18 protein-coding genes and 1 tRNA gene are annotated in these 24,442 nt (G+C 59.5%); 14 read left to right on the top strand and 5 right to left on the bottom strand.

What is annotated here, in order from left to right; translation table 11 throughout:
* Nucleotides 1-81: 81 nt before the first annotated feature.
* Nucleotides 82-1,116: a substrate-binding domain-containing protein gene (locus ACFSE1_RS07360; protein WP_377398640.1), complete on the bottom strand. Its 1,035-nt coding sequence runs from the start codon at nucleotides 1,114-1,116 to the stop codon at nucleotides 82-84.
* A gap of 193 nt (nucleotides 1,117-1,309) precedes the next feature.
* Nucleotides 1,310-2,575, bottom strand: coding sequence for a phosphate regulon sensor histidine kinase PhoR (gene phoR / locus ACFSE1_RS07355; protein WP_377398637.1), 1,266 nt, complete (start codon nucleotides 2,573-2,575; stop codon nucleotides 1,310-1,312).
* A gap of 179 nt (nucleotides 2,576-2,754) precedes the next feature.
* On the opposite strand from phoR, the gene ppk2 reads away from it, so the two are divergent.
* Entirely contained in the window at nucleotides 2,755-3,636 is an 882-nt protein-coding gene (gene ppk2 / locus ACFSE1_RS07350; protein ID WP_377398634.1) for a polyphosphate kinase 2, read from the top strand.
* 9 nt (nucleotides 3,637-3,645) lie between these two features.
* On the opposite strand, the gene ACFSE1_RS07345 is transcribed toward ppk2, so the two are convergent.
* Nucleotides 3,646-4,863, bottom strand: coding sequence for a hypothetical protein (locus ACFSE1_RS07345; RefSeq protein WP_377398631.1), 1,218 nt, complete (start codon nucleotides 4,861-4,863; stop codon nucleotides 3,646-3,648).
* 222 nt (nucleotides 4,864-5,085) lie between these two features.
* Here ACFSE1_RS07345 and ACFSE1_RS07340 point away from each other — a divergent pair.
* From ACFSE1_RS07340 to nadE, 10 genes are all read left to right on the top strand, one after another.
* A tRNA-Thr gene (locus ACFSE1_RS07340) sits at nucleotides 5,086-5,161 on the top strand.
* A gap of 248 nt (nucleotides 5,162-5,409) precedes the next feature.
* Nucleotides 5,410-6,228 carry an MBL fold metallo-hydrolase gene (locus ACFSE1_RS07335; RefSeq protein WP_377398628.1) on the top strand — a complete coding sequence of 273 codons (819 nt, stop codon included), beginning with the start codon at nucleotides 5,410-5,412 and terminating at the stop codon, nucleotides 6,226-6,228.
* Between the two features lie 175 nt (nucleotides 6,229-6,403).
* Nucleotides 6,404-8,125, top strand: a complete 1,722-nt coding sequence (locus ACFSE1_RS07330) for an adenylate/guanylate cyclase domain-containing protein (protein WP_377398625.1) — start codon at nucleotides 6,404-6,406, stop codon at nucleotides 8,123-8,125.
* A gap of 137 nt (nucleotides 8,126-8,262) precedes the next feature.
* Nucleotides 8,263-9,429 (top strand): DUF3095 domain-containing protein, encoded by a 1,167-nt coding sequence (locus ACFSE1_RS07325; protein WP_377398622.1) that lies wholly within the window; start codon nucleotides 8,263-8,265, stop codon nucleotides 9,427-9,429.
* Nucleotides 9,430-9,671: 242 nt separating this feature from the next.
* The gene (locus ACFSE1_RS07320; protein WP_377398619.1) at nucleotides 9,672-11,024 is read left to right on the top strand and encodes an adenylate/guanylate cyclase domain-containing protein; all 1,353 of its coding nucleotides are present in this window, start codon (nucleotides 9,672-9,674) and stop codon (nucleotides 11,022-11,024) included.
* A gap of 293 nt (nucleotides 11,025-11,317) precedes the next feature.
* Nucleotides 11,318-14,029, top strand: coding sequence for an ABC transporter transmembrane domain-containing protein (locus ACFSE1_RS07315; protein WP_377398809.1), 2,712 nt, complete (start codon nucleotides 11,318-11,320; stop codon nucleotides 14,027-14,029).
* A 31-nt stretch (nucleotides 14,030-14,060) separates the two neighbouring features.
* Nucleotides 14,061-14,525 (top strand): cyclic nucleotide-binding domain-containing protein, encoded by a 465-nt coding sequence (locus ACFSE1_RS07310; protein ID WP_377398616.1) that lies wholly within the window; start codon nucleotides 14,061-14,063, stop codon nucleotides 14,523-14,525.
* Between the two features lie 155 nt (nucleotides 14,526-14,680).
* Nucleotides 14,681-14,935: an acyl carrier protein gene (locus ACFSE1_RS07305; protein WP_377398614.1), complete on the top strand. Its 255-nt coding sequence runs from the start codon at nucleotides 14,681-14,683 to the stop codon at nucleotides 14,933-14,935.
* A gap of 29 nt (nucleotides 14,936-14,964) precedes the next feature.
* Complete coding sequence (locus ACFSE1_RS07300; protein ID WP_377398611.1) at nucleotides 14,965-16,515, top strand: class I adenylate-forming enzyme family protein; 1,551 nt, start codon at nucleotides 14,965-14,967, stop codon at nucleotides 16,513-16,515.
* Entirely contained in the window at nucleotides 16,515-17,513 is a 999-nt protein-coding gene (nadE, locus tag ACFSE1_RS07295; RefSeq protein WP_377398806.1) for an NAD(+) synthase, read from the top strand. The genes ACFSE1_RS07300 and nadE overlap by 1 nt, the downstream gene beginning before the upstream one ends.
* A gap of 2 nt (nucleotides 17,514-17,515) precedes the next feature.
* Here the strand turns inward: nadE and ACFSE1_RS07290 are convergent, their stop codons facing one another.
* Together ACFSE1_RS07290 and ACFSE1_RS07285 are read right to left on the bottom strand one after the other, a co-directional pair.
* Nucleotides 17,516-18,640, bottom strand: coding sequence for a hypothetical protein (locus ACFSE1_RS07290; protein ID WP_377398608.1), 1,125 nt, complete (start codon nucleotides 18,638-18,640; stop codon nucleotides 17,516-17,518).
* Nucleotides 18,641-18,810: 170 nt separating this feature from the next.
* On the bottom strand, nucleotides 18,811-19,203 hold the full coding sequence (locus ACFSE1_RS07285) for a PRC-barrel domain-containing protein (RefSeq protein ID WP_377398605.1): 393 nt from the start codon (nucleotides 19,201-19,203) through the stop codon (nucleotides 18,811-18,813).
* A gap of 221 nt (nucleotides 19,204-19,424) precedes the next feature.
* Between ACFSE1_RS07285 and ACFSE1_RS07280 the strand changes: the two genes are divergently transcribed.
* The 3 genes from ACFSE1_RS07280 to pgi all read left to right on the top strand — a co-directional run bounded on the left by ACFSE1_RS07280 (nucleotide 19,425) and on the right by pgi (nucleotide 24,214).
* The gene (locus ACFSE1_RS07280) at nucleotides 19,425-21,131 is read left to right on the top strand and encodes a long-chain-fatty-acid--CoA ligase (protein ID WP_377398602.1); all 1,707 of its coding nucleotides are present in this window, start codon (nucleotides 19,425-19,427) and stop codon (nucleotides 21,129-21,131) included.
* Nucleotides 21,132-21,266: 135 nt separating this feature from the next.
* Nucleotides 21,267-22,505, top strand: a complete 1,239-nt coding sequence (locus ACFSE1_RS07275) for an alpha/beta hydrolase (RefSeq protein ID WP_377398599.1) — start codon at nucleotides 21,267-21,269, stop codon at nucleotides 22,503-22,505.
* A 92-nt stretch (nucleotides 22,506-22,597) separates the two neighbouring features.
* The gene (gene pgi / locus ACFSE1_RS07270; protein WP_377398596.1) at nucleotides 22,598-24,214 is read left to right on the top strand and encodes a glucose-6-phosphate isomerase; all 1,617 of its coding nucleotides are present in this window, start codon (nucleotides 22,598-22,600) and stop codon (nucleotides 24,212-24,214) included.
* Nucleotides 24,215-24,442 lie beyond the last annotated feature (228 nt).

Here is a 24,442-nt window from a genome sequence, read left to right as displayed (position 1 = left end):
ACAGATGATAAGCTGCCTTCGACAGACAAAAAGCCCGTGAAGGAAGGAAGCCGGCGATCTGATCGCCGGCTCCACTTTGTATTACATGGTCTTGCCAGCTGCGAAGTCCTTGCGGACCTGCTCACGCTGGTTGTCCGGAGCGGCAACCAGGCCGTATTCTGCCAGCGGGGAGTCCGGGCCGACCATCGCGTCGGACACGAAGAACTCAACATATTCCTTCAGGCCCGGGATAACGCCGAGGTGTGCCTTCTTGACGTAGAAGAACAGCGGACGGGAAACCGGATACTTGCCGGAAGAAATGGTTTCGGTGGACGGAACAACGCCATCAACCGTTGCAACCTTCAGCTTGTCCATGTTGTTTTCGTAGAAGGCGAGACCGAAGACGCCAACGCCGGTCTTGTTGGCTGCGATGCGAGCCAGCGTCTCGGTGTAATCGCCGTCGATATCGACAGCAGCGCCGTCCTTGCGAACTGCAACGCACTTGGCAGCAGCCTGCTTGGCATCGGTGATGGCAGCCTTGATGACCTTGGCAGCACCGGACTGCTCGCAGCCTTCCGCCAGAACCTTCTCTTCGAAGACTTCGCGCGTGCCGTGCTTGGAGCCGGGGATGTAAGCGGCGATCGGGCCCTTCGGCAGCGTCGGGTTGATTTCGGACCAGTTCTTGTACGGGTTGGCAACGAGCTTGCCATCGACAACAACTTCAGCAGCCAGAGCCTTGTAGATGTCCTTCGGCTCGATCTTCATCTCGCCATTGCTGGAATCGGTTGCGAAAACGATGCCGTCATAACCGATACGGATTTCCTGGATTTCGGTCACGCCAGCAGCCTTGCAGGCTTCAACTTCGCTGCTCTTGATGGCGCGCGAGGAGTTGGCAATGTCAATCGTGGCTTCGCCGACGCCCTTGCAGAATTCCTTCAGGCCAGCACTCGAGCCACCAGACTCAACAACCGGCGTCTTGAAGTTCGGGAAAGTCTCACCAAAGGTCTCGGCGACGATCTTTGCGTAAGGAAGAACAGTGGAGGAACCGGCGATCTGGATCTGGTCGCGCGCAGAGGCGGCACCGGCGAAAGCGACAGTTGCAACCAGAGCAGCTGCGGAAAGTTTCAGGACGGTCATAATCTTCTCCCGTTATGGGCTTGTGTGGACGCTGCCTTAAGCCAGCACTCGCTCTGCCAGCACTTCGGCGAGCCACAGATAGCCGCCGGAGCACCACCCTTTTATGTCAGTTCGATGAAACATTTATGACAGGTCAAGTATCTGAAAAAATTCGGCATTTTGACACCGTGACAGATATGCGACCGCATTCCTGTCAAAAACGGACGGTGAAGGTGGTGCCCTTGCCCAATTCGGATTTCACAATCAGGCGCGCACGGTGCCTTGTGAGGATATGCTTGACGATGGCCAGGCCGAGACCCGTGCCTTTTTTCGAGCGACTATCGGCAACGCTGACGCGATAAAAGCGCTCCGTGAGGCGCGGAACATGTTCTGCCGGGATGCCCGGACCGCGATCGACAACACTGAATTCCACCGTGTCCGTCTCATCCCGCTTGAGGTGGACATCCACCGTCTTGCCCTCCTGCCCGTATTTGCAGGCATTCTCGATGAGGTTCTCAACGACCTGCACAAGCTCGTCGCGATCGCCAATCACCTCCACCTTGCCTTCGGGCAGATGCATGAAGATTTCGACGCCCAGCTCATCGGCCAAGGGGCTGAGCGAATCCCGCACATGGCCAATCAGCGGCACCAGATCGACCCGCTGATCCGGCGCGATATGAGACTTCAGCTCCAGCCTGGAGAGGGAAAGCAGATCATCCACCAGCCGGCTCATGCGCGTGGCCTGATCCAGCATGATGCCGAGGAAACGTTCATGGGCGGCCAGATCCGACTTGGCCGGACCCATCAGCGTTTCGATGAAACCGCGCAAGGATGCCAGAGGCGTGCGCAATTCATGGCTTGCATTGGCGACGAAATCCGAGCGCATGCGATCCATGCTGCGAAGATCGGAAATATCGCGGAACGAGAGTGCATAGAGCCGCTGCTCCCCATCCATAGAGGGGATAGGCTTGATGCGCGCCACATAGACCCGCTCCGAGGGAAGGCGTTCGGAATGCTCGATCTGGTTGGGCTGGCCGGTCTGCATGGTATCGCGCACCATATCGAGAATACCCGGCGAGCGAAGCCGTGCGGACAGATGCTGGCCGCGGATCAAATCACCGAAGGCCTTTTGTGCCGCGGGATTGGTCTCCACGATACCGCCGTCCGGACCGAGAACGATGACCGGCATATCGATAGCCGCAAAGGCCGCGCCCGTAACCTTCAGCGTATCGAGCGGCTCGACCTCGCTGACAACAGGCTGCGGCACCTCGCGCTCAACCGTTCGGGCGATGGGCATTGTAAGGACGGACAGGACAAGAAGAAGCCAGCCGAGAACAACGAGATAGGCGGGAGATTGCGCCAGAAGCGCCAAAGCCGCCAGCAAGGTGGCAGCGATCAGCACCAGCCAAGCCTGCTTCAGCCGTTTGCCCGCATTCTCCAACCAGTTTTCGGGCATCATCTCGATCCTCGCATCTACCATGCGCAGCTCCCCCCAGATTGCCAAGGGGGATAACCTGCCTGCATGACAGATATACAGTGTGCGCCTGTGGACGCGGCAAAAAAAGCGATCCCTACTTGCAAACTGCAAAACTACGCACAGACTTCTAAAGGGGGCGAGGTTTCGCCCACCGATGACATCACAGGCCTGCGGAGGAAAGCATGACCCATTCCGGCGAAAGCCGCGCCGTCGAACTGGATATTGGCGGCAGTTTACGGGTGTTCGATATCGACGATCCAAAACTGCCGGACTGGGTGGAGGATACCGCCCTCACCTCCGGTGGTTTTCCCTACAAGAAGAAAATGAAAAGCGAGCAATACGAGGCCGAGCTGGAGGCCTTGCAGATCGAGCTGGTCAAGGCGCAGCTCTCCATGCGCCAGACCGGGCAGCGCATCATGGCCCTGTTTGAAGGGCGCGATGCCGCTGGCAAGGGCGGCTCGATCTTTACCATCCACGGCGCCCTCAATCCACGCTATGCCCGGGTGGTGGCCCTGACCAGACCGACCGAAACCGAGGCGGGGCAATGGTATTTCCAGCGCTATGTGACGCATTTCCCGACCAAGGGGGAAATGGTGCTGTTCGACCGCTCCTGGTATAACCGGGCCGGTGTCGAGCCTGTCATGGGGTTCTGCTCACCGCAGGAGCACAAGCATTTCCTGAAGATGACGCCCAGCTTCGAGCAGCTGATCGTGGACGAAGGCATCCACTTCTTCAAATTCTGGCTGAATATCGGCCGCGAAATGCAGCTGAAACGGTTTCATGACCGGCGCCACGATCCTCTCAAGATCTGGAAACTTTCCTCGATGGACATTGCCGCACTGACCAAGTGGAAAGACTATACGCAGATGCGCGACCTGATGCTGGAAAAGACCCACACCAAAATCGCGCCCTGGACAATCGTACGCGCCAACGACAAGCGGCGGGCGCGGCTCAACATCATCCGCCACATCCTCAACAGCATCGATTACGAGGGCAAGGACAAGAAGGCCATCGGCGACATCGACGACAGCATTCTCAGCGTCGGACGCGAGGCGCTGAAATAGCGCCGGACCTTACTGGCCCGGCAGCACGCGGATGGAATAGACGAGAACCGGCTGCTTGCCGCCGAGAATATCGCTATTGATGAAAATGCGGCCGGGCTGCGTCGGCGCAAGGCCACGATCGAAGGTAAGGCGGAAAAGCGTATCCGACCGCTCCTGCGTGGCCGTGACGCGGTGGCGCGAGCAATCGCCAAGGCTGGAGAAATCGCAGCGAACGGCAAGCTGCACCGACTGATCACCCACCGCTTGCAGGGTCATGGCGAGGGTTGAGGTCTTGCCCGCCAGTTCCCGCAGAACATCTGCCGGAACTTCTATGGCCACATCGCCAGCCGTATCGGGCGTGGACGATGTGATGCGCAGGGCCGGCCCATCGGCCATGGCCACCGTTTCAGCGCTGGCCTGCGGGCCGGGCGAAACGCGCGCCTTCACATCATGGCCGTAGATCTCGAGCCAATCGGATGAGAAGCCCTGCTTGGGATCCAGAGCCGTGGTCGGGGCGCCGTTGAAATCCTCCTCCTGAATGGAGGCCGGAGGATTGGGAACGCTCTTGTCCCGCTCGGCATAGGACATGAAGACGCCCGCCGAATAGGCCCACCACAAGCCGACACCGAGAAAGGTGAAGAAAATGAGATAGATGAAAAGGCGGGCGATCAAGCTGCGCCTGCGAGGCTTGCGCTTCTCCCCCGGAACCTTCGGCGCATCGCCAGCCATGGCCGCAGCCTTTACCGGCTTCGGCTTGCGCGCGAAAATACCCCGGCGCCGCTTGTGCGGAACATTGCGCTTTTGCGACGCGACCAGACGGTCTGCTTCCGGCTCGGCACGCAAGGGCTCAGCCGGGGCATCACGCATCGGCTCCGGGCGGATGCCACCAAGATCGCCACCCCTGTTGCCACCATCGCTCGCGGATGCGGTCTCGCGCGTCTGGCCGCCGAGCGCGGGACCTGCCGGAGCGGAGCCTGCGCGGGACGGCGTCAGGTCGAGATCGGGATCGACGGAAAACTCGGGCGCGCCTCTGGCGTTCCTTTCCGCTTCCTCGCTCTCGATCTGGAGAATGACCTCCTCCAGCCGCGTCTCTTGCGCATTGATGATCTGGAGGTCGGTGATCTGCTGCTTCTGCAGTCCGGCCTGAAGCGCCTGCCTTGCTGAATGATAAATGCGTTCGCGCACATTCGGGTCAGCGCGGTCAGAACGCTCGAGCGCGTTCCTGATTGCCGTTTCCAAACCGCTCACGAAATATCCTTCTTGCTTGATCGTGCCGACATCTGTTCATCTTCCGGTAACCTCTTGCCGCAGGAACTGCAAGCACCGCAAGCGATTGACTTTTTATCCCCAGGCAAGGCGGCTTGATGGCAGCGCGTGGCCGGATTGCAAAAAAGAGATGATTTCCCCGCTTGAAATCGTTCGCCATTCCATGTATCTGCCCCCTCACAGCGCGAGCGATAGCTCGCTTGGGCCGCTTTAGCTCAGTCGGTAGAGCACATCATTCGTAATGATGGGGTCAGGTGTTCGAGTCACCTAAGCGGCACCATATTATTTTCCAGTAAAACTTCTGCTGCTGAATTTTGCATACCGTTTTGGGATTGCCCGCATTTTAGGTTGCGCGCATTTTTCAACCAGTGGGCGTAAAGCCTGCCTGTTCCCGCCTTATTTGCGCAAAATCCCGGCTTTGGTCTTGCAATCTCGTCCAAAAGGGCTTTGGCTAAGTGAAAATTCAGGAATTTCAACGATTGTGCAGAACAACTGAAGGAAACTGGCGGGAAACCGAAGAAGGAAGACGTGTTTCAGGTAAAGTTCTGGGGTTCGCGCGGTAGCGTTCCGGTGTCGGGACCCGAATTTGTCAAGTATGGCGGTAACACCCCTTGCGTGGAAGTGCGCTGCGGCGAGGACAGGCTTCTCTTTGACGCCGGTTCAGGCATTCGCGAGGCAGGACTGGACATGCTCTCCGATGGCACCGCACAGGTCGATCTCTTCTTCACCCACAGCCACTACGATCACATCATTGGCCTGCCGTTTTTCAAGCCGATGTATCATCCCAGCATTGCGGTTACCATGTGGTCGGGCCATCTGCATGGCACGATGACGACATCGCAGATGCTGCACCAGTTCGTCAGCCCGCCCTTCTTTCCAGTCAAACTCGACATCTGCAAGGCCTCCCTGAATTTCCGCGACTTCAAGGCGGGCGATGTGCTGACGCCTCGCCCTGGCATTACGCTGCGGACATTCCCGCTGAATCATCCGGGCGGCTGCATCGGCTATCGGGTGGAATGGGGCGGCAAGTCCGTGGCGCTCGTCTTCGATCTCGAGCACAAGCCCGGCACGATCGATCCCGTGGCGCTGGAAATGATGACCGATGCCGATATTGCCATCTACGATTCCGCCTTCACCGAAGCGGAAATGGAGCGCTATTGCGGTTTTGGCCATTCCAGCTGGGAACAGGCCGTGAAGCTGGCGGCCATGGCCAGAACCCGCAAACTCGTTCTCTTCCATCACGCGCCATCGCGCACCGATGCGGAAATGGGCCTTCTGGAGCGGCTGGCGCAGGAGCACTTCGCCGAGACTGTCGCTGCACGCGATGGCATGGTCCTGACGCTTTGACGAGGGGCTTGCCCCAATGACGACGATATGATGGCGCATTCCGGCGCAGCACATGAAAGACGAATCGCATAAAGCTTGAGAACAATCGGGCCATGGGCGCCGGTCAGACCGCACGTTTACAGCCAATGACAAAGCTGCCATTTCTCCCCTGAACCAGACGGAAAGCCGAGACAGAATGGCAGCGGGCGTGCTCGAAAACCTGATATCACAACGCCGCCTGCGCCGGGCCCGGCTTCTCTCGGGCCTGATCATCTTCACCTTCCTGACCATGCATATGATGAACCATATGTTTGGCCTTATCTCCGTGGAAATGGCGGACTATGCCCGGCGTTGGTTCCTGCCCCTGTGGCGCAATCCCGCAGGAACGGTTCTGCTCTACGGCGCCTTCCTCACCCATATCACGCTGGTCCTCGGCTCGCTTTACATGCGCCGCAGCATGGCCATGCCCTGGACCGAGGCGGCGCAGATCATTCTGGGACTGCTGGTGCCCATCCTGCTCATCGACCATATCGTCTCGACACGGCTGGCCTCCACGCTGTTCTATCTGCGCGACAATTACGAAATCGTTGTCCATTCGCTCTGGACGAAAGCGCCGTTCAACGGGGCAAAGCAGGCTCTGGCCTTGCTGGTGATATGGTTGCACGGCTGTCTCGGCATTCACTTCTGGCTGCGCTATCGACCCTGGTACACCGCAATATGGCCGGGCGTCCTGACGGTTGCGATCCTGATGCCGACACTGTCGCTGCTGGGCTTCATGCAGATGGGCCGCACCATGTCGACGCCGGTCTATCTCATGAGCGGCTTTCCCGGCGGCTATTACGATCCATCGGCCCTCCCGGCCCAGGCCAGCCAGCAATTGCATGAAATCCGGCTTGCCCTGCACGGCACGTTTGCCACGCTTGTCATTTTTGTCTTCGCTGCCCGCGGGGTGAGATGGTTGCGCGAACGGGCGCATCTCATCACCATCCGCTTTCCGGAAGGTCAGGCCATCAGCGTTCCACGCGGCTATACGGTTCTGGAAGCAAGCCGCATGGCAAGCCGCCCGCATTATGCCGTGTGCGGAGGAAAAGGCCGATGTTCCACCTGTCGGGTGCAGATCATTGAAGGCAGCGAAAACCTTTCGCCACCCGACAGCCAGGAAGAACGAACGCTGTCACGCATCAAGGCCGGACCGGGCGTTCGCCTTGCCTGCCAGTTGCGGCCCAATGGCCCCGTCACGCTCACCCCCCTGCTGGTGGCCAAGTCCGAGGTGGATGAAGCACCGGACAGTTACGAAGCCATTCCCGGCCGTGAACGGGAAATCGCCGTTCTGTTCTGCGATATCCGAAACTTCACGACGCTGACGGAGACGCGCCTGCCCTTCGACATCGTCTTCCTGCTCAATCGCTATTTCAGCGTCGTCGGCCATGCGGTGGAACAGGCAGGCGGACGCATGGACAAATTCATCGGCGATGGTGCCATGGCGCTGTTCGGATTGAGCGGCAATGCGGAACTTGCCTGCCGCCAGGCGCTGGATGCCTCCCGCCGCATCATAGCCGGGATCGAGGCACTGAACGAACAGCTGGCGAATGAACTGCCTGACCCCTTGCGCATTGCCATGGGCATTCACACCGGCCCGGCAGTGGTGGGCACGCTGGGCTATGGCAATGCCAGAACACTGACCGCCATTGGCGACACGGTGAATGTGGCAAGCCGACTGGAAACGGTTGCCAAGGACCTGGATACCAAGCTCGTGCTTTCCGAGCCGGTGGCACGGTTGGCGGGACTGGATCTTTCCAGCGTACCCAGCCAGGACATCGCCATTCGCGGCAGAACGGAAAGCCTGAAGGTCTTCGTCTTCGAGAAGGGCGTGCGCAAGGCACTGGAAGGGCTGGTTATCGATCCCTCCGCCAGCTGAGCGCCCGGTGTTTGAGGAAGGACCGACCCTGGGGGAATGCGGCCGAGCCGGCTTTGCGCCGGAATTTGATCCGATGAGATAGCAAACCGCTCTCATTGCCGATGCACGCAACGAAAGCTCATGCTAGCTTGCCGTCCATGAGCACCGCCGCAAACGACGATTTTTACGAGACCCTGCCGGAACTGAGCCAGTTCGAAGGCGTGGCCGATCCTGCCAATTACAAGCCATTGCCCGATGGCTGGCTGCTTGCGGTTGCCGATGTGGTGGGCTCGACCCAGGCCATTGCGGAGGGGCGCTACAAGGATGTGAACATGGCGGGCGCGGCGGTCATTTCTGCCGTGATGAATGTGCTGGGCCGCAAAGCCTACCCCTTCATCTTCGGCGGCGACGGCGCCATGGTTGCCCTGCCCCCGTCGGCATCCGCTGCGGCACGTCAGGCGCTGGCCGAGGTACACAACTGGGTGCGCGAGGCGCTGAGGCTGGACATGCGCGTGGCGCTGGTGCCCGTCCAAGACATTCGACAAGCCGGTTACGATGTGGGCGTGGCCCGCTTTGCGGCAAGCGCCGATGCAAGCTACGCCATGTTCAACGGTGGCGGGGCAAGCTGGGCGGAAGCGGAGATGAAGGCCGGGCGCTATCTGGTGCAGGACACGACAGCGGGAAGCTTGCCCGACCTGACCGGCCTTTCCTGCCGCTGGGAGCCGATACCGGCAAAGCATGGCCGGATCCTCTCGATCATTGCCAAGCCCGTCTCATCCGACACCATGGAGGGCTTTCGCCATCTGGTGCGCCAGCTCATCGCCCTGACAGCGGAACTCGATCGGGGCAGCCATCCCATTCCGGCAGAAGGACCGCCCCTGAACTACCGCGCCAGGAACATCGCGAAAGAGGTCAGCGCCGTATCGGGCTTCCAGCGCAAGCTCGCCGCGTTTTTAAGGGCGCGCTTCGAAGTCTGGCTGGTGATCTGGCTTTACCGCTTCAGCGGACGGCTGGGCCGTTTCGATGCGCGCCAATATGCCCGCGACGTTGCGGCAAATTCCGACTTCCGGAAATTCGATGACGGGCTGAAGATGACCGTGGACATCGATGACAGCCACTTCGCACGGATCAAGGCATTGCTTGAAGAGGCGCAGGCGCAAGGGATCTGCGAATTTGGCCTGCACAGCCAGCCGCAGGCGCTGATGACCTGCTTCGTGTTCAGCCCGCTTTCACGCAATCACGTGCATTTCATCGATGGCGCCAATGGCGGCTACGCTTTGGCGGCGGGGCAGCTCTCCAGCCGGCGGCAGATGGGCCTGTCCTGAATTTTACGGCCCGCGACGGGTTCGAAAACAATATGCGTTATATGAGATGAACCATCTTGTTTCTCTGTCACGCGATACCAATGTGACAGAGAGACGCCGCCCGGCAACGGACGCTGATTTCAGGGAGCATTTCCGGTGAGAACGGAATCATCCGGAATGCTCCTGTCTCTCGTGTTTTACGCAGTCCGAACGCAAACCCGCTGACGCAGTTTTGCCGGATATGCTCTACTATAGGCCAAGCGATGACGACTGCTTCCGGACCGGTTTCTTCGATCTTCATGGACAAGGTCGCCGACTGGCTGACCAAGACCGCACTTGCCGGCGCATCGCTGGAGCAGATCGTGCGCGGCTTTTGCGAGCGCATTTCTGCCGCGGGCCTTCCCATCGTGCGGGTTCACCTGTCCTTCGCCATGCTGCACCCCCTCTACGATGCGCTGGGCTTTACCTGGCGCGCGCAAAGCGGGCTGGAGGTGGAGGGCTATCGCCATGACGTGGGCAATAACGATGTTTTCCTGAAAAGCCCCTATTTTCATCTCCTCAGCAACAACCTCGAATATATCCGCCGCAAGGTTCCGGCTGAAGGTCCGGTGGAATTTTCCGTCTTTGAGGATCTTCGCCGGGAAAAGATCACCGATTACATCGCCTTCATGCAGCCGTTCGGCGACGGCTCCATTCAGGGCATGATGGGTTCCTGGTCCACCAGTGCCGCTGAGGGTTTCAGCGAGGAGATGGTGGCCGCCCTCATGCGCTTGCAGAACCATCTGGCCGTTGCCGCCAAGATGGCGGTTCTCGACAAGCTGGCCAGCAATATGCTGACGACCTATCTCGGCATGGATGCGGGCCAGCGGGTTTTGAAAGGGCAGATCCGCCGCGGTGACGGAGAAACCATCCGCGCGGCCCTCGTCATGGGTGACATGCGCCAATCCACATCGCTTGCCGACAAGGAAAGCCGCCAGGACTACATCGATACGCTGAACAGCTTCTTCGATGCGCTGGCCGCGCCCTTCAACCGCAATGGCGGGCAAATCCTCAGCTTCCTCGGCGACGGCTTTCTGGCCGTCTATCCGTGCGACCGGCACCGCGAACCCTCCCGCGCTGCCAGCCAGGCGGCGATGACTGCCGTACGCCATGCCCAGGCCAGAATGGCGGATCTGAACGCGGAACGGGAGAAGAAGGGACTGCCACCGATTGGCTATGGTATCGGCCTTCACATTGGCAATGTGATGTTTGGAAATGTCGGGCTGCGCGACCGATTGACCTTTTCAGCCTTCGGATCCGCCGTCAACGAGGTGGTGCGCCTGCAGGCGCTGACCAAGAAATACGAATCCGATGTGATTGCCAGCGAAGCCTTTGCGGAATACAGCGAGGGAGGCTGGATCGACCTGGGCAAGCACAAGCTGCGGGGTGTTCGCCAGAAGGTGACGATCATGAAGCCGGAGCCGACGACGCATGATCTGCGGCTGGACGATGTGGTTTCCGATCTTCGCCATCAGGCGCTTTCGGAAGCGGAACGGCTGATCCTGCTGCACCGCGATGCCACGGATCCCGACCGCCGCCATTCGGCGGCAAAGCTTCTCGACAAGTTTCTCCAATAGCCTGTCCTTCAGGCGGTTGTTGCGCCCGCATTGCAGGCGAAACGTAATTTGGGGCAAGAGGACTTGGAAGAGGCCGTAAACCCCGCTAGTTTTCCTAAAGCATGTCGCGCGAAAGTGTGCAGCGGTTTTGCGATAACGACATGCGTAAAAACAAGAATCTAAAGCAGGTTGCATGAGGCTGATAAGCCGCAACGTGCTTTAGTCGGGCTTGCCATGAGACCCGCGCCAGGGTGGCGCAGGACGCCACGCCATGAGCTGTTGAGGAGCGATAACTGGATGCAGCGCGGATGAGGATGGAAACACGCCTGACCCGTTACATCTGGCGGAACACCTATAAGCAACAGATATGGATTCTCACCATCGTTGCCTTATCAATGATTCCCTATTTCCTGTCCTTCGATCTGCCCAAGCAGATCGTCAACGGGCCGATCCAGGGTCAGGGCTTCGAGAATGCCAATGCGACCAGGCTGTTCATGCCGATCTCCTTCTCCCTCCCCTATTTCGGCGAGGTGCAGCTGTTTGAAGGGATCGAGCTGGGAAGGCTCGGCACGCTGCTCGCGCTGAGCTTCGTGTTCCTCGGGCTGGTTGTGCTGAACGGGCTGTTCAAATTCTACATCAATACCTACAAGGGCCGCCTGGGAGAGCGGATGCTGCGGCGCATCCGCTTCGAACTCGTGGACCGCGTCCTGCGGTTTCCACCCTCCTATTTCAAACGGGCCAAATCCGCAGAAATCGCCACGATGATCAAGGACGAGGTGGAGCCGCTGGGCGGCTTCACCGGCGACGCTTTCGTGCAGCCGGCGCTTCTGGGCGGACAGGCCATCACGGCCCTTGCCTTCATCATCATCCAGAATTTCTGGCTGGGCATGATCGCCGCGGGCATTGTGTGCCTGCAGGGCATCATCATTCCGCGCATGCGCCGGCGTTTGCTCGAACTCGGCCGCCAGCGCCAGTTGACCGCCCGCCAGCTCTCCGGCCGTGTAAGCGAGATTGTCGACGGCATCGGCTCCATCCACGCGCACGACACTTCCAACCTGGAGCGCGCCGACATTGCCGCGCGCCTCGGCCTGATTTTCGACATTCGCTACGATCTTTACCAGTGGAAGTTCCTGGTGAAGTTCATCAACAATTTCCTCGCACAGATCACGCCCTTCCTGTTCTACGTGGTGGGAGGCTATTTCGCCTTGCAGGGACGGCTGGATATCGGCCAGCTGGTGGCTGTGATCGGCGCCTACAAGGATCTTCCCGGCCCGCTGAAGGAGTTGATCGACTGGGATCAGGCCCGCCAGGACGTGCAGGTGAAATATGCGCAGGTGATCGAGCAATTCGATGTGGAACAGCTTGTCGATGCGAAAGTTACAAGCCTTGTTGCAACCCCGGTAGAGCGGCTTGCCGCGCCGCTTGTCGCCACCCATGTGCTGGTGAGCGACGATAGCGGGGCTGCGGTTCTCAACCGCGTTTCGGTGGAGATACAGCCGAACGAGACCATTGCCATCCTCGGCCCGAACGGATCTGGAGCGGAAGCATTCGCCGAAGCGCTTGGCCGCGCGACCTGGCCGGATGGAGGGCGTGTTACCATTGGCGGCCAGGACATTCTGGAAATGCCGGAATCCATTACCGGACGCCGCATCACCTTCATCTCTTCGGAGGCCTATTTCTTCCACGGCACGCTGCGCGACAATCTCTTTTACGGCCTGAAACACGCGCCCTTGACGGACGTTACCTACAAAGGATCGCAGGCGCGAAGCTACAAGCGCAATCTGCTGGAGGCCAAGCTTGCCGGAAATCCCTCGCTCGACCTCAACAGCGACTGGATCGACTACCAATCCGCAGGCGCCACCGGCCCCGAGGATCTTCTCAAGGTGATCCGCCCCGTTCTCGATGCCGCCACCATTTCGCAGGACATCTTCGATCTGGCGCTGCGCTCGAAGGTGGATGTGGCCTCGCACAAGGCAATCACCGATGTCATTGTGGATGTGCGCTCCGCGCTGCGCCGCCGCCTTCAGGAAGAAGATCTCGACAGCATGGTCGTGCCCTTCGAGCCGGAAGCCTTCAATGATCAGGCCACTGTGGGCGAGAACCTGTTGTTTGGCACCATGCGCCCGCCGATGAGCGCCCGGCTTTTGGTCGCGCACCCCTATTTCAAGCAGATCATGCGCGGCACCGGCCTGACCGACGACCTCTACGCCATGGGTCTTGAGATTGCCGAAACCGCGGTTGAACTCTTCAAGGACCTGCCGCCGGACAATCCTTTCTTCCAGCAGCTGACCTTCATGAGCGCCGACGACATTCCGCTCTACGAGGAGCTTCTCCAGAAGCTGCAGGGCGTATCTGCCGAAGAGGCCGATAGGGAGGACCGCACCAGCATTATCCGGCTGAGCTTTGCCTATATCGAGCCACGGCACAGATTCGGCTTGCTGACGCCGGAGCTGAAACGCAAGATCGTGGAGGCCCGCAACGCCTTCTACGCCGACATTCCTGAGGAACTCAGCCAGACAATCGAGCGCCACGACCCCCAGCGCTTCTCCGAAACCGCCTCCCTCATCGACAATGTGCTGTTCGGACGTATTGCCTATAGCGAGGCGGATGCTTCCGAGCGGATCACGGTGCTGGCCCGCGACATCTTCCAGGAGATGGATCTGGAGGAGAATGTGCTGTCCATCGGACTGGATTTCGATGTCGGCGCACAAGGAAGACGCCTGACCAGCGTGCAGCGCCAGAAGATCAATCTGGCACGCGCCCTGTTGAAGCGGTCCGATTTCTTCATCTTCAACAGGCCGCTTCCCGCGCTCGATCAACGGGCGCAGGACCGCATCGTGACCAATGTCATGCGCGACCTGCACAAGGATGGTTACCGCCCGGCCATTGTCTGGGTGCTGCCCAATGCGGATATTGCGCAACTTTTCGACCGCGTTCTCGTTTTTTCCGGTGGCAACATTGTCGAAAGCGGCAGCTTTGAGGAACTTTCCGGCAGAAACGGTATGTTCAAGGAGCTTGTCTCATAATATCGTTTCGGTACGGGACAGGGGAAAGCAAATGCTGTTGAAGGAAGAAGTCGAGATGTTGCGGCGGGTGCCGCTGTTCTCAAAAATCGCACCGCCAAAATTGAAGCTGCTTGCTTTTGCCTCGGAGCGCCTGAATTGCCGCGAAGGCCAGAACCTCTTTCGGCAGGGGGATCCGGGCGATGCAGCCTATGTGATCCTTTCCGGCACGGCGGATGTTCTGGTCAATACCGAGAGCGGCGAGGTGAAGGTTGCCGATCTGGAGAAGAATTCCATTGTCGGTGAGATCGCCATTCTCTGCGATGTGTCGCGTACGGCAACCGTGCGCGCCACCTCTAGGCTTGAGGTTTTGAAGATCAGCAAGGAAAACTTTCTCGGCCTGATGAACGACTTTCCGGACATGGCCGTGGAAATCATGCGCGTTCTCGCCGACCGCCTCAATCATACCACCGCCGAACTGACCGCCGCGCGTACGCGAGAACAGCGTGTTCTGACCTGATCCGATCCGGGATCGCACGATTTCGGCACATGTTTAAAATTTGAAGCTTTGCCCTTAGCGAAGATTCAGCCGCTGGCTGCACACTTCCCCCAGGCCGAAAACAGACTGCTGGCGCCGATGATCGAAGCGCCAGCCGAAAAGGGGGAAATGAGACCATGCCAGAACAGTATCAGCCAGCCATTCGCGAATTCATTGCCGAGAATTTCCTGTTTCGAGCGGATGCGCAGATCGGCAGCGACCAGTCGCTTCTGGAAAGCGGCGTAATGGATTCGACCGGCGTGCTGGAGCTGATCGCCTTTCTCGAAGGCAGCTACGGAATCCGCGTGGCCGACGAGGAAATCGTCCCGGATAACCTCGATAGCATTGACCGGGTCTGCCATTATCTTCGCCTGAAACTTCAGCCTGCGTGAGCTTGACCATCCCTTGCCGGGAGCAGCAGATGCGCCTCGAAACCAGTCTCTTTGCCCAGGCAATGCAACGACCGGACAAGCTCGCCCTTGTTGCCGACGGTCAGCGCCTTTCCTATGCGCAGCTTGCGCACCGCGTCAGGCGGCTGGCGGCAGGCTTCGAAGCGCATGGCATCCAGCCCGGGGACCGCGTTCTCATTCTCCTCGACAATGGCATTGACGCGGTCTGTTGCTTCTTCGCGCTGTGGGCCGTGGGCGCAATCCCCTGCCCGCTTCATCCGACCGTGAAGGCTGAGAAGCTCGGCCAGATCGCCGCAAGCACCGAGCCTTTCGCGATCATCGGGCTTGCCCGTCAAAGAGAGGCGATGCAGGCGGCGCGGCAAACGGCCGGGTTGCGCTGTGCGCTGATCGTGGCTGGCGGACAGGAGCGGCCCCCTGGCACCCTCCTTGACCTCAACGAATTGCTGTCAGACGATGTGCACGATGAAGCGGTTGGCGGGCGTAAGGAGAGTGAGCTTGCGCTTGTGATCCACACCTCCGGCTCCACCGGCACGCCGAAGGGCGTGATGCTGACCCATGCCAATGTGGATTTTACCTGCCGCGCCATCGTCGATTATCTCGGCAATAGCTGCGAAGACGTGATCCTCAGCGTGCTTCCGCTTTCCTTCGGCTATGGCATGACCCAGATGGTGACGGCCTTCATGGTGGGGGCGACGCTTGTTCTGGAAAAGAGTTTTGCCTATCCGCGCGTCATTCTCAAAACGCTTGGCGAAGAGAAGGTCACCGGTCTGCCGCTGGTGCCAGCCATGGCCGGAATGTTGACTGGCATGAGCGATCTGCAACCCGGCTTCCTGCCGCATCTTCGCTATGTGACGAGTGCTGCGGCAGCCCTGCCGCCTGCGGTGGCCGACCGGCTGCAATCGCTCCTGCCCTCGGCAAAGCTCTTCATCATGTATGGCCAGACGGAATGTATTCGCGCCACCTATCTGGATCCGGCGGAGCGGGCTGCAAGACCGCTTTCCGTGGGAAAGCCGTTGCCAGGCACCGGAGCAGATATTCTCGATGAGGCGGGAAATCCCCTTCCCGCAGGCGCTGTGGGCGAACTGGCACTGCGCGGCCCGCACGTGATGGTCGGTTATTGGCAACAGGAGGCTCTGACCGCCGGGGCGCTGGAAACCACGGCTGACGGCCCGCGCTATCGCACCGGCGATCTGTTTCGAGCCGATCAAGACGGCTTTCTCTATTTCATCGCCCGCAAGGACGACATCATCAAGACACGCGGCGAGAAGGTCAGCCCGCAGGAGGTGGAGCGCGTGCTCCATGCCCATGACGGCGTGCTGGAGGCTGCCGTGGAAGGCGTGGATGACGCGCTGTTCGGGCAGGTGATCAAAGCGCATGTGGTCTTGCGGACGGGCTTTGCCCTGTCGCCGCGTGAGCTTCTGCGCCACTGCGCGGACCATCTGGAAGATTACATGATCCCGAAATTCATCGAATTTCACGAGGCACTGCCGAGAACGACAAGCGGCAAGATACGCCTTTCTCTTTTGAACGAAACCGCAAGCGCACAGGAACAGGTGGCATGATGCAAGCAGTGACAGCCCTTCGCACAACGGGTGCCTCCGCCTTCTCCAGCGAAAGCCTGAAACTCGACGCGGAGGCGGAGATCGAACGTATCTGCGACTGGATGCGGCAGGTGGTGGCGAAGGATCTTCGTAAGCGTGGAGCGACATTGGGCCTTTCCGGCGGCATCGATTCCAGCGTGACCGCAGCCTTGGCCGCACGTGCCTTCGGCCCGTCCAAAGTGCTCGGCATCTTCATGCCGGAGCATGATTCCGATCCGGAAAGCCTGCGCCTTGGCAAGGCACTGGCAGAGGCCATCGGCATTGAAACGGTTCTGGAAGATATCGGCCCCAGCCTCGATGCGGCGGGCTGCTATCGCCGCCGCGATGGGTTTATCCGGCAGGTGGTGCCGGAATTCGGCGCCGGATGGGGCTGCAAGGTGGTGCTGGAGGATGCACTGGCCGGCCGCGGCTATAATATCTCCTGGCTGGTGGTGGCCGACCCCGACGGCAAGCAAAGCCGCCATCGCATGCCGCTCGATGTCTATCTGGGCATGATCGCCGCTGCCAATATGAAGCAGCGCACCCGCAAGCAAACCGAATATTACCATGCCGACCGGCTGAACTATGCGGTGGCAGGCACGCCGAACCGGCTGGAATACGATCAGGGCTTCTTCGTCAAGAATGGCGATGGCGCGGCAGACTTCAAACCGATCGCGCATCTCTATAAAAGCCAGGTCTACCAGCTTGCCGAAGCGCTTGGCGTGCCGGAAGAGATCCGCCAGCGCCCGCCGACCACCGACACATGGTCTCTGCCACAGGGACAGGATGAGTATTATTTCTCGCTTCCCTACAGCCTCATGGATCTGTGCCTCTTCGGGCTGGATCGCGGGATTGCAGCCGAAGAGGTGGCCGATGCAACCGGCCTGACGGTGGAGCAGGTCCAGGCGGTATGGAAAAACATCGCCTCAAAGCGAAAGGTTGCCGACTACCTGCATGCCGCACCGGCGACACTTCTCTGATGTCAGAACCTGTCGCCGATCAGACGCATCCAGGTTTCCCCGGCCAGACCGCTGACGAGCGCCTCTCCTGACTGGATGGGGGCCAGAAGCGACTTGTCGCGTGCATCGGCCAGAAAATAGCTGCGCCCCAGAAGCAGGGCCTTGCGGCGAAGCAGGGCATTGAGCAACCAGGGTTGCGTGCCGCCGCGAATGGCGGCACAGCCGTATTCGTAAGCAGAGACCAACATATCATCGACAAGATCGTCCGCCTGTTTCTCACCGGCAAAGGATTGCAGAAGCCAGGCAATATTGCCTTCCCGACGAAACCAGAGATAGGCAGCCAGGGGCTTGCCCTGCGCATCCACCGCCAGCCGATAGCATGGCTCCCCGACCATCCTCTTGCGGGCGGCATGCGCGGAGAACCAGTCGAGAGAGGCGGCATCCCAGTCCGGACGGAGGGCAAAACGCTGCGCCAGCGTCAATGCAGCCGCATCGAAGGTCGCACGGTCAACATCGGAGAAGGACAGTCGCCGAGGCGATGGCTCAAGAGACGGGCGAAGGGCTTCCTTGCTTATCCGGGCAAAGACTGCATCGGCGGCGTGCGCCATTGGTGCCAGCAGGTGCGCAGAGGAGTGACGCAGCATCATAAGCGCGGCGACAGAGGCCGCCGGACGCAAAGGACGAAGCCAGGTCAGGCTATAGGACGTATTCACCGGCACACCGAGTTTGCGCCACATGCCCATGGCGGTGGCATTGGCGGTTTCGGTGATCGACAGATCCTGCGGCCCGTTGAGGAAGCTGCGTACCAGCCGTGCCCCCGCCAGCGGGTGACGGGCGGGATCCTGCACCACAAGCGAACCGGCCAGAGCCGCACGCAGCTTGCGCTCGCCATAGACCATGCGCTGCGCCGTAACACCGATGAAGCCTCTGACACGATCCTCTTCATCGACAAAGACCTTGGAGGCAACGTCCGGATCAAACCACGGATTTTCGAGATAAATGCTGCGCAGGCAGGACAGGAGATCCGGCGTTACAACCCGATCTGCACGGCGTTTGCGAAAGGTGCTGGCAAAGAGCGCGGCAATTGCGGGCAGGTCATCTGCCTGAAGATCGCGAACGACCGCCGTTCCTCCTCCCGCACCAACCATGATCCCGTTCTCATTCCCCTCAAGCCCGCCCCGCGCATGCGGGCGGCGGCACCTCTTTCGGCTTCAGGCGCGGACCATGGCATACCGCGTTGAAGATTGAAATAACCCCTCAAAAATGAAGGGCCGCGGCAAATCCTGCCACGGCCCTTTCTGATGCTGTGTGTGCCGCTTTACATCCAGTAGGGCGCAACACCGTAATAATCGTAGATGGTGCGGTCACGCTCGCGGTACCAGCTCTCATCGTCGAGGCTGCTGTAGCGGGGCGCACCGGTGATCTGGTCCTTCGTCAGGTCGATGCGATAACCATCCAGCTGCTCGTCATAATTCAGCTTCTCCCAGGGCAGCGGATAATAATCATCGCCCATGCCCAGGAACCCGCCAAAGCTGAGGACGGCATAGGCAACCTTGCCGCCGCGCTTCTCCAAAAGGATTCGCTGAATGGAGCCAATCTTGCGGCCATCCGCGCCATAGACGCTGGTTCCCTCCACCTTGTCGCTGGCGATAAGGGCGTAATTATCCTTCACATAAGGGTCTTTACCCTGGCGTGGCTCTTGATGCAGCATGACGCACCTCCTTGTTGAATCGTTTCCTCCAACCCAACCCCTGGGAGGTGCACTCGGTTCCGAAATTTTCGGGGACCGAGACCACAGATAATTGACGCTTACGTCAAAGTCATTTAGCTTTCGGAATAAATCGGATGTAGTATCCGTATACAGAACATCTGAGGTTGCTTTGCGGGAGTGGAGGCTCGGGAGCAACCTTCCCTTCAGGAGGAGTAGGCGGCATGAACGAAGTTTCGCATATCTCGATGGATGCACCGCAGCGCAAGATCTGGCTGGCCTCCTACCCGCCAACCGTTCCGGCGGAACTGCCGCCGCTGACACACAAATCCATCGTGCAATTGTTCGAAGAAAGCTGCGCAAGGTTTGCCGACCGCACCGCCTTTTCCAGCATGGACAAGGCCCTGACCTTCCGTGCGCTGGAGCAGGAAAGCCGGAAAGTGGGCGCGTGGCTTCAGGCCCAGGGCCTCTCCAAGGGCGACCGCGTGGCGGTCATGATGCCGAACATTCTGCAAAACCCGGTGGTGGTCTACGGTATTCTTCGCGCCGGTTACGTTGTCGTCAACGTGAACCCTCTCTACACGCCGCGTGAGCTGGAACACCAACTGAAGGATTCCAACGCGAAGATCATTTTCGTTCTGGAGAACTTCGCCCACACGGTTGAGCAGGTGGTTCACAAAACGGAACTGCGCAAGGTGGTCGTGACCACAATGGGCGACATGCTGGGGCTCAAGGGTCACATTGTCAATTTCGTCGTCCGCAAGGTCAAGAAGCTGGTTCCCGCCTGGAACATTCCCTCTGCCATTCCCTTCAAGCGCATGCTGGCAGACGGCAAGGAACGGGTTCTTGCGCCTGCCGATCGCGGCCTCGATGACATTGCCTTCCTGCAATATACCGGCGGGACCACGGGCGTTTCCAAGGGTGCCATGCTGACGCACCGGAACCTTTTGTCCAACAAGGACCAGATGAGCTACTGGCTGGAAACGGCCTTCATCAAGCGCGAACGGCCGCAGGTCATGACCTTCCTCTGCGCGCTTCCGCTCTACCATATCTTCGCCTTGACCGTGAATTCGCTGATGGGCGTGGCAATTGGCGGCCATAACATTCTGATTGCCAATCCGCGTGATCTTCCCAGCCTGGTGAAGGACATGCAGAAGCACAAGATCCATGTCTTCCCCGGCCTCAACACGCTGTTCAACGCGCTTTTGAACAATCCCGACTTTCCGAAGGTGGATCACTCCTCCATGCTGATGGTGTTTGGCGGGGGCATGGCGGTTCAGCGCCCCGTGGCAGAACGCTGGCACAAGATGACCGGATGCCCGATCACGGAAGGCTATGGCCTTTCCGAGACCTCGCCTGTGGCAACCGTCAACCGGATCGATACCGAGGAGTTTACCGGCACGATCGGCCTGCCGGTTCCCTCCACCGAGGTGACAATCCGCGACGAGGACGGCAACGACCTGATTTACGGCGAAGTGGGTGAAATCTGCATTCGCGGACCGCAGGTGACGCCCGGCTACTGGAACAGGCCGGACGAGACCGCCAAAGTGATGACGGCTGACGGATACTTCCGCAGCGGCGACATGGGCTATATGGACGAACGCGGTTACATCAAGATTGTCGACCGCAAGAAGGACATGATCCTCGTCTCCGGCTTCAACGTCTATCCCAACGAGGTGGAAGAGGTTGCTGCCATGCATCCGGGCGTTCTGGAATGCGCGGCGATTGGTATTCCAGACGCCAATTCCGGCGAAGCGGTGAAGCTGGTGGTGGTGAAGCGTGACCCGGCCCTGACCGAGGCGGACCTCAAGGCGCATTGCGCGGAAAACCTCACCAATTACAAACGTCCCAAGCACATCGAATTCCGCACCGAACTGCCGAAATCCAACGTGGGCAAGATCCTGCGGCGGGAACTGCGCGACAAAACGTGACGGCCAATCGGCTTACAAGAAAGTCACACCGGGCAAGAATTGCCCTTCGCAGGTGGACGCTGGCGTGAAGCATCGATAATCATCAGGGTGGCAGACTGATCCTGCCGCCTCGTCAATTGATCGGTGGTCCGGCAGATGATCTGTGCTTCGTCTTCACGCATTGCTCTGTTTACGGCGGTTTGTCTGGCCATCTCTTCCTGCGCCGGCCGACCGGAAGGCGTGCTGACGCCCGTGGCGGAAACCGCGCCGAAGGCTTCCCAGGTGGACGTCCTGGTTGCGACCACGCGCAAGGCTTCTCCCAATCCCGGCATTCTGTTTTCCGGAGAGCGCGGAAAAGAGCCGCAGATTACCGAGATCAAGGTTTCAATCCCGCCGGATGCCAATCGAGAGATCGGTCAGGTTCAGTGGCCGTCCAGACTTCCGGCCAATCCCGCCAAGGATTTCGCAACGCTGGCGGTGACGGACCTGACACCTCAGCAGGCACGCTCCTGGCTGCGGGCCAACCTGCCAAAAAGCAAACGCGTGCTGGTTTTCGTGCACGGGTTCAACAATCGCTATGAGGACGCGGTCTATCGTTTTGCCCAGATCGTGCACGATAGCGGCGCCGATGTTGCGCCGATCCTCTTCACCTGGCCCTCACGCGGTAGCATTTTCGCCTATAATTACGACAAGGAAAGCACCAACTATTCTCGCGATGCGCTGGAAACGACCCTGCGCAGCATTGCCCGGGATCCGGACGTGAGCGAGATTACCATCATGGCCCATTCCATGGGTTCGTGGCTGACGGTGGAAGCCTTGCGGCAGATGGCCATTCGGGATGGTCGCGTCGCGCCGAAAATCCAGAACGTCATTCTGGCCTCGCCTGATCTCGATGTAGATGTGTTTGGCAGGCAGCTTGACGAAATTGGCAAGAAGCGCCCCAAATTCACGCTTTTCGTTTCGCAGGACGACCGCGCCCTTGCGCTTTCCAAACGCATTTCCGGCAATGTGGACCGGCTGGGCCAGATCGATCCGCGACAGGAACCCTATCGGTCTGAACTGGAAAAAGCAGGCATTACGGTGCTGGACCTGACCGCACTGCAGAGCGGCGACCGGCTGAACCACGGTAAGTTCGCCGAAAGCCCCTATGTGGTGAAGCTGCTTGGCAACCGCCTGATCGCCGGCCAGACTGTGACCGATTCGAACGTTGGTCTTGGCGAAAGCCTTGGGGCCGTGGCCCTTGGCACGGCGCAGACCGTTGGCAATGCCGCCAGCCTTGCCGTCAGCACGCCGATTGCCATTTTCGACCCCAACACGCGCCGCTCCTATTCCGATCAGGTGGGCCGTGTGGGACAGAGCCTTGGCGGCACGCTTCAATCTGCCGTCGGCCAGTGACGCGATCTTTCTAAATCGATTAAGCTGCGCTTGATTTGCCACATAAAGCGAATAGGTTCCCACTCATCCATTGATGAGAATGAGGAGCCACCATGCAGGCGATTGTCGAGCAGCTGAAATCAACCGCATCACGCACCGGGGCAACGGATATCAGAGCCGCTTTCGCAGCGGATTCACATCGCTTTGCGCGCTTTCATGCACGGTTCGACGATCTTCTGATGGATTTTTCGAAATGTGCGGTGAATGACGAGATCCTGGCCCTGCTGGAAAGGCTGTTCGAGGAGGGCGGCGTTGCGGAAAAGCGCGAGGAGATGTTCTCCGGCAAGGCGATCAACTTCACGGAAAACCGCGCCGTGCTGCACACGGCGCTGCGCAACCGCTCCAACACGCCGGTTCTGGTGGACGGCAAGGATGTGATGCCGGACGTGAACGGCGTTCTTTCCGCCATGGGCAGGTTTGCCGATGGCATCCGCTCCGGCAGCCTGAAGGGCGCGACCGGCAAGGCCATTACCGACGTGGTCAATATTGGCATTGGCGGCTCGGATCTCGGCCCGGTGATGGCGACGCTGGCGCTGGCGCCGTTCCATGACGGTCCGCGCGCCCATTTCGTGTCCAACGTCGATGGGGCGCATATTGCCGACACGCTGAAACTTTTGAACGCCGAAACCACGCTGTTCATCGTGGCATCGAAGACCTTCACCACGATTGAAACCATGACCAATGCCGCCAGCGCACGCAAATTCATTGCCGATGCGCTGGGTGAAGAAGCCGTAAAGCACCACTTTGCCGCCGTTTCCACCGCCCTGGACAAGGTTGCAGCTTTCGGCATCGATCAGGACCGCGTGTTCGGCTTCTGGGACTGGGTCGGCGGTCGCTATTCCATCTGGTCGGCAATTGGTCTGCCGCTGATGATTGCCATCGGCCCGGACAAGTTCGGCCAGTTCCTCGATGGCGCGCATGCCATGGACCAGCATTTCCGGCAGGCCCCGGTTCGCGAGAACCTTCCTGCCCTGCTCGGCCTCATCGGCTATTATCATCGCAATGTTCTGGACTATCCGTCCCGCGCCATCCTGCCCTATGATCAGCGCTTGTCGCGCTTCCCCGCCTACCTCCAGCAGCTGGATATGGAATCGAACGGCAAGGGCGTTACCATCGACGGCACGCCGGTCGAGGGGCAATCCGGCCCGGTGGTCTGGGGAGAGCCCGGCACCAATGGGCAGCACGCCTTCTATCAGCTGATCCATCAGGGCACGAGCATCATCCCGGCGGAGTTCATGATTGCGGCGAAGGGCTTCGAGCCGGAACTGCGCCATCAGCACGAGCTTCTGATTGCCAATTGCCTGGCGCAATCCGCAGCGCTCATGAAAGGTCGCACGCTGGATGAAGCAAAGGCACAGCTTTTGAAAGCGGGCATGGACGAGGCGAAGGCAAACCACATTGCGCCGCATCGCGTCTTCACCGGCAACCGCCCCTCCATCACCTTCACCTATGACCAGCTGACCCCCTTTGCTCTGGGACGCCTGATCGCGCTTTACGAGCATCGCGTCTTCGTGGAAGGCGTGCTGTTCCGCATCAACTCTTTCGATCAATGGGGCGTGGAACTGGGCAAGGAACTGGCGACCGGCCTTCTGCCCGTGGTGCAGGGCAAGCAAGGTACGGACGGTCAGGATGCTTCGACCGCCGGTCTGGTCAAAGCCCTGATTGGCTGAGCGTCCTGCAATTGACACCAACAATAAAGCCGACCGGGATATCCGGTCGGCTTTATTGATCTCAGCAGCAATTCCGAGAACTTAGAGCGTTTTCGCATCCAACAGAAACACGACAACGCCCTATCTGCTTGTATTTACGCATTTCCGGACAGAAAACTGCTCTAGGGCGTGTGGACATTCAGGATTTCCTTTTTAGTGAGATCGTGATTCAAGGTTCCAACTGAGGAG

This window comes from Affinirhizobium helianthi (genome assembly GCF_042680945.1).
In the GTDB taxonomy this organism is placed as follows: Bacteria; Pseudomonadota; Alphaproteobacteria; order Rhizobiales; family Rhizobiaceae; genus Neorhizobium; species Neorhizobium helianthi.
The sequence above is the reverse complement of the archived record's forward strand: the minus strand, read 5'-3'. Positions and strand labels throughout refer to the sequence as shown.

Coding starts and splice junctions, on each gene's coding strand:
- ACFSE1_RS07360 (WP_377398640.1), bottom strand. CDS start 1,116: ATGACCGTCCTGAAACTTTCCGCAGCTGCTCTGGTTGCAACTGTCGCT.
- phoR (WP_377398637.1), bottom strand. CDS start 2,575: ATGGTAGATGCGAGGATCGAGATGATGCCCGAAAACTGGTTGGAGAAT.
- ppk2 (WP_377398634.1), top strand. CDS start 2,755: ATGACCCATTCCGGCGAAAGCCGCGCCGTCGAACTGGATATTGGCGGC.
- ACFSE1_RS07330 (WP_377398625.1), top strand. CDS start 6,404: ATGGCAGCGGGCGTGCTCGAAAACCTGATATCACAACGCCGCCTGCGC.
- ACFSE1_RS07325 (WP_377398622.1), top strand. CDS start 8,263: ATGAGCACCGCCGCAAACGACGATTTTTACGAGACCCTGCCGGAACTG.
- ACFSE1_RS07320 (WP_377398619.1), top strand. CDS start 9,672: ATGACGACTGCTTCCGGACCGGTTTCTTCGATCTTCATGGACAAGGTC.
- ACFSE1_RS07315 (WP_377398809.1), top strand. CDS start 11,318: ATGGAAACACGCCTGACCCGTTACATCTGGCGGAACACCTATAAGCAA.
- ACFSE1_RS07310 (WP_377398616.1), top strand. CDS start 14,061: ATGCTGTTGAAGGAAGAAGTCGAGATGTTGCGGCGGGTGCCGCTGTTC.
- ACFSE1_RS07305 (WP_377398614.1), top strand. CDS start 14,681: ATGCCAGAACAGTATCAGCCAGCCATTCGCGAATTCATTGCCGAGAAT.
- ACFSE1_RS07300 (WP_377398611.1), top strand. CDS start 14,965: ATGCGCCTCGAAACCAGTCTCTTTGCCCAGGCAATGCAACGACCGGAC.
- nadE (WP_377398806.1), top strand. CDS start 16,515: ATGCAAGCAGTGACAGCCCTTCGCACAACGGGTGCCTCCGCCTTCTCC.
- ACFSE1_RS07290 (WP_377398608.1), bottom strand. CDS start 18,640: ATGGTTGGTGCGGGAGGAGGAACGGCGGTCGTTCGCGATCTTCAGGCA.
- ACFSE1_RS07285 (WP_377398605.1), bottom strand. CDS start 19,203: ATGCTGCATCAAGAGCCACGCCAGGGTAAAGACCCTTATGTGAAGGAT.
- ACFSE1_RS07280 (WP_377398602.1), top strand. CDS start 19,425: ATGAACGAAGTTTCGCATATCTCGATGGATGCACCGCAGCGCAAGATC.
- ACFSE1_RS07275 (WP_377398599.1), top strand. CDS start 21,267: ATGATCTGTGCTTCGTCTTCACGCATTGCTCTGTTTACGGCGGTTTGT.
- pgi (WP_377398596.1), top strand. CDS start 22,598: ATGCAGGCGATTGTCGAGCAGCTGAAATCAACCGCATCACGCACCGGG.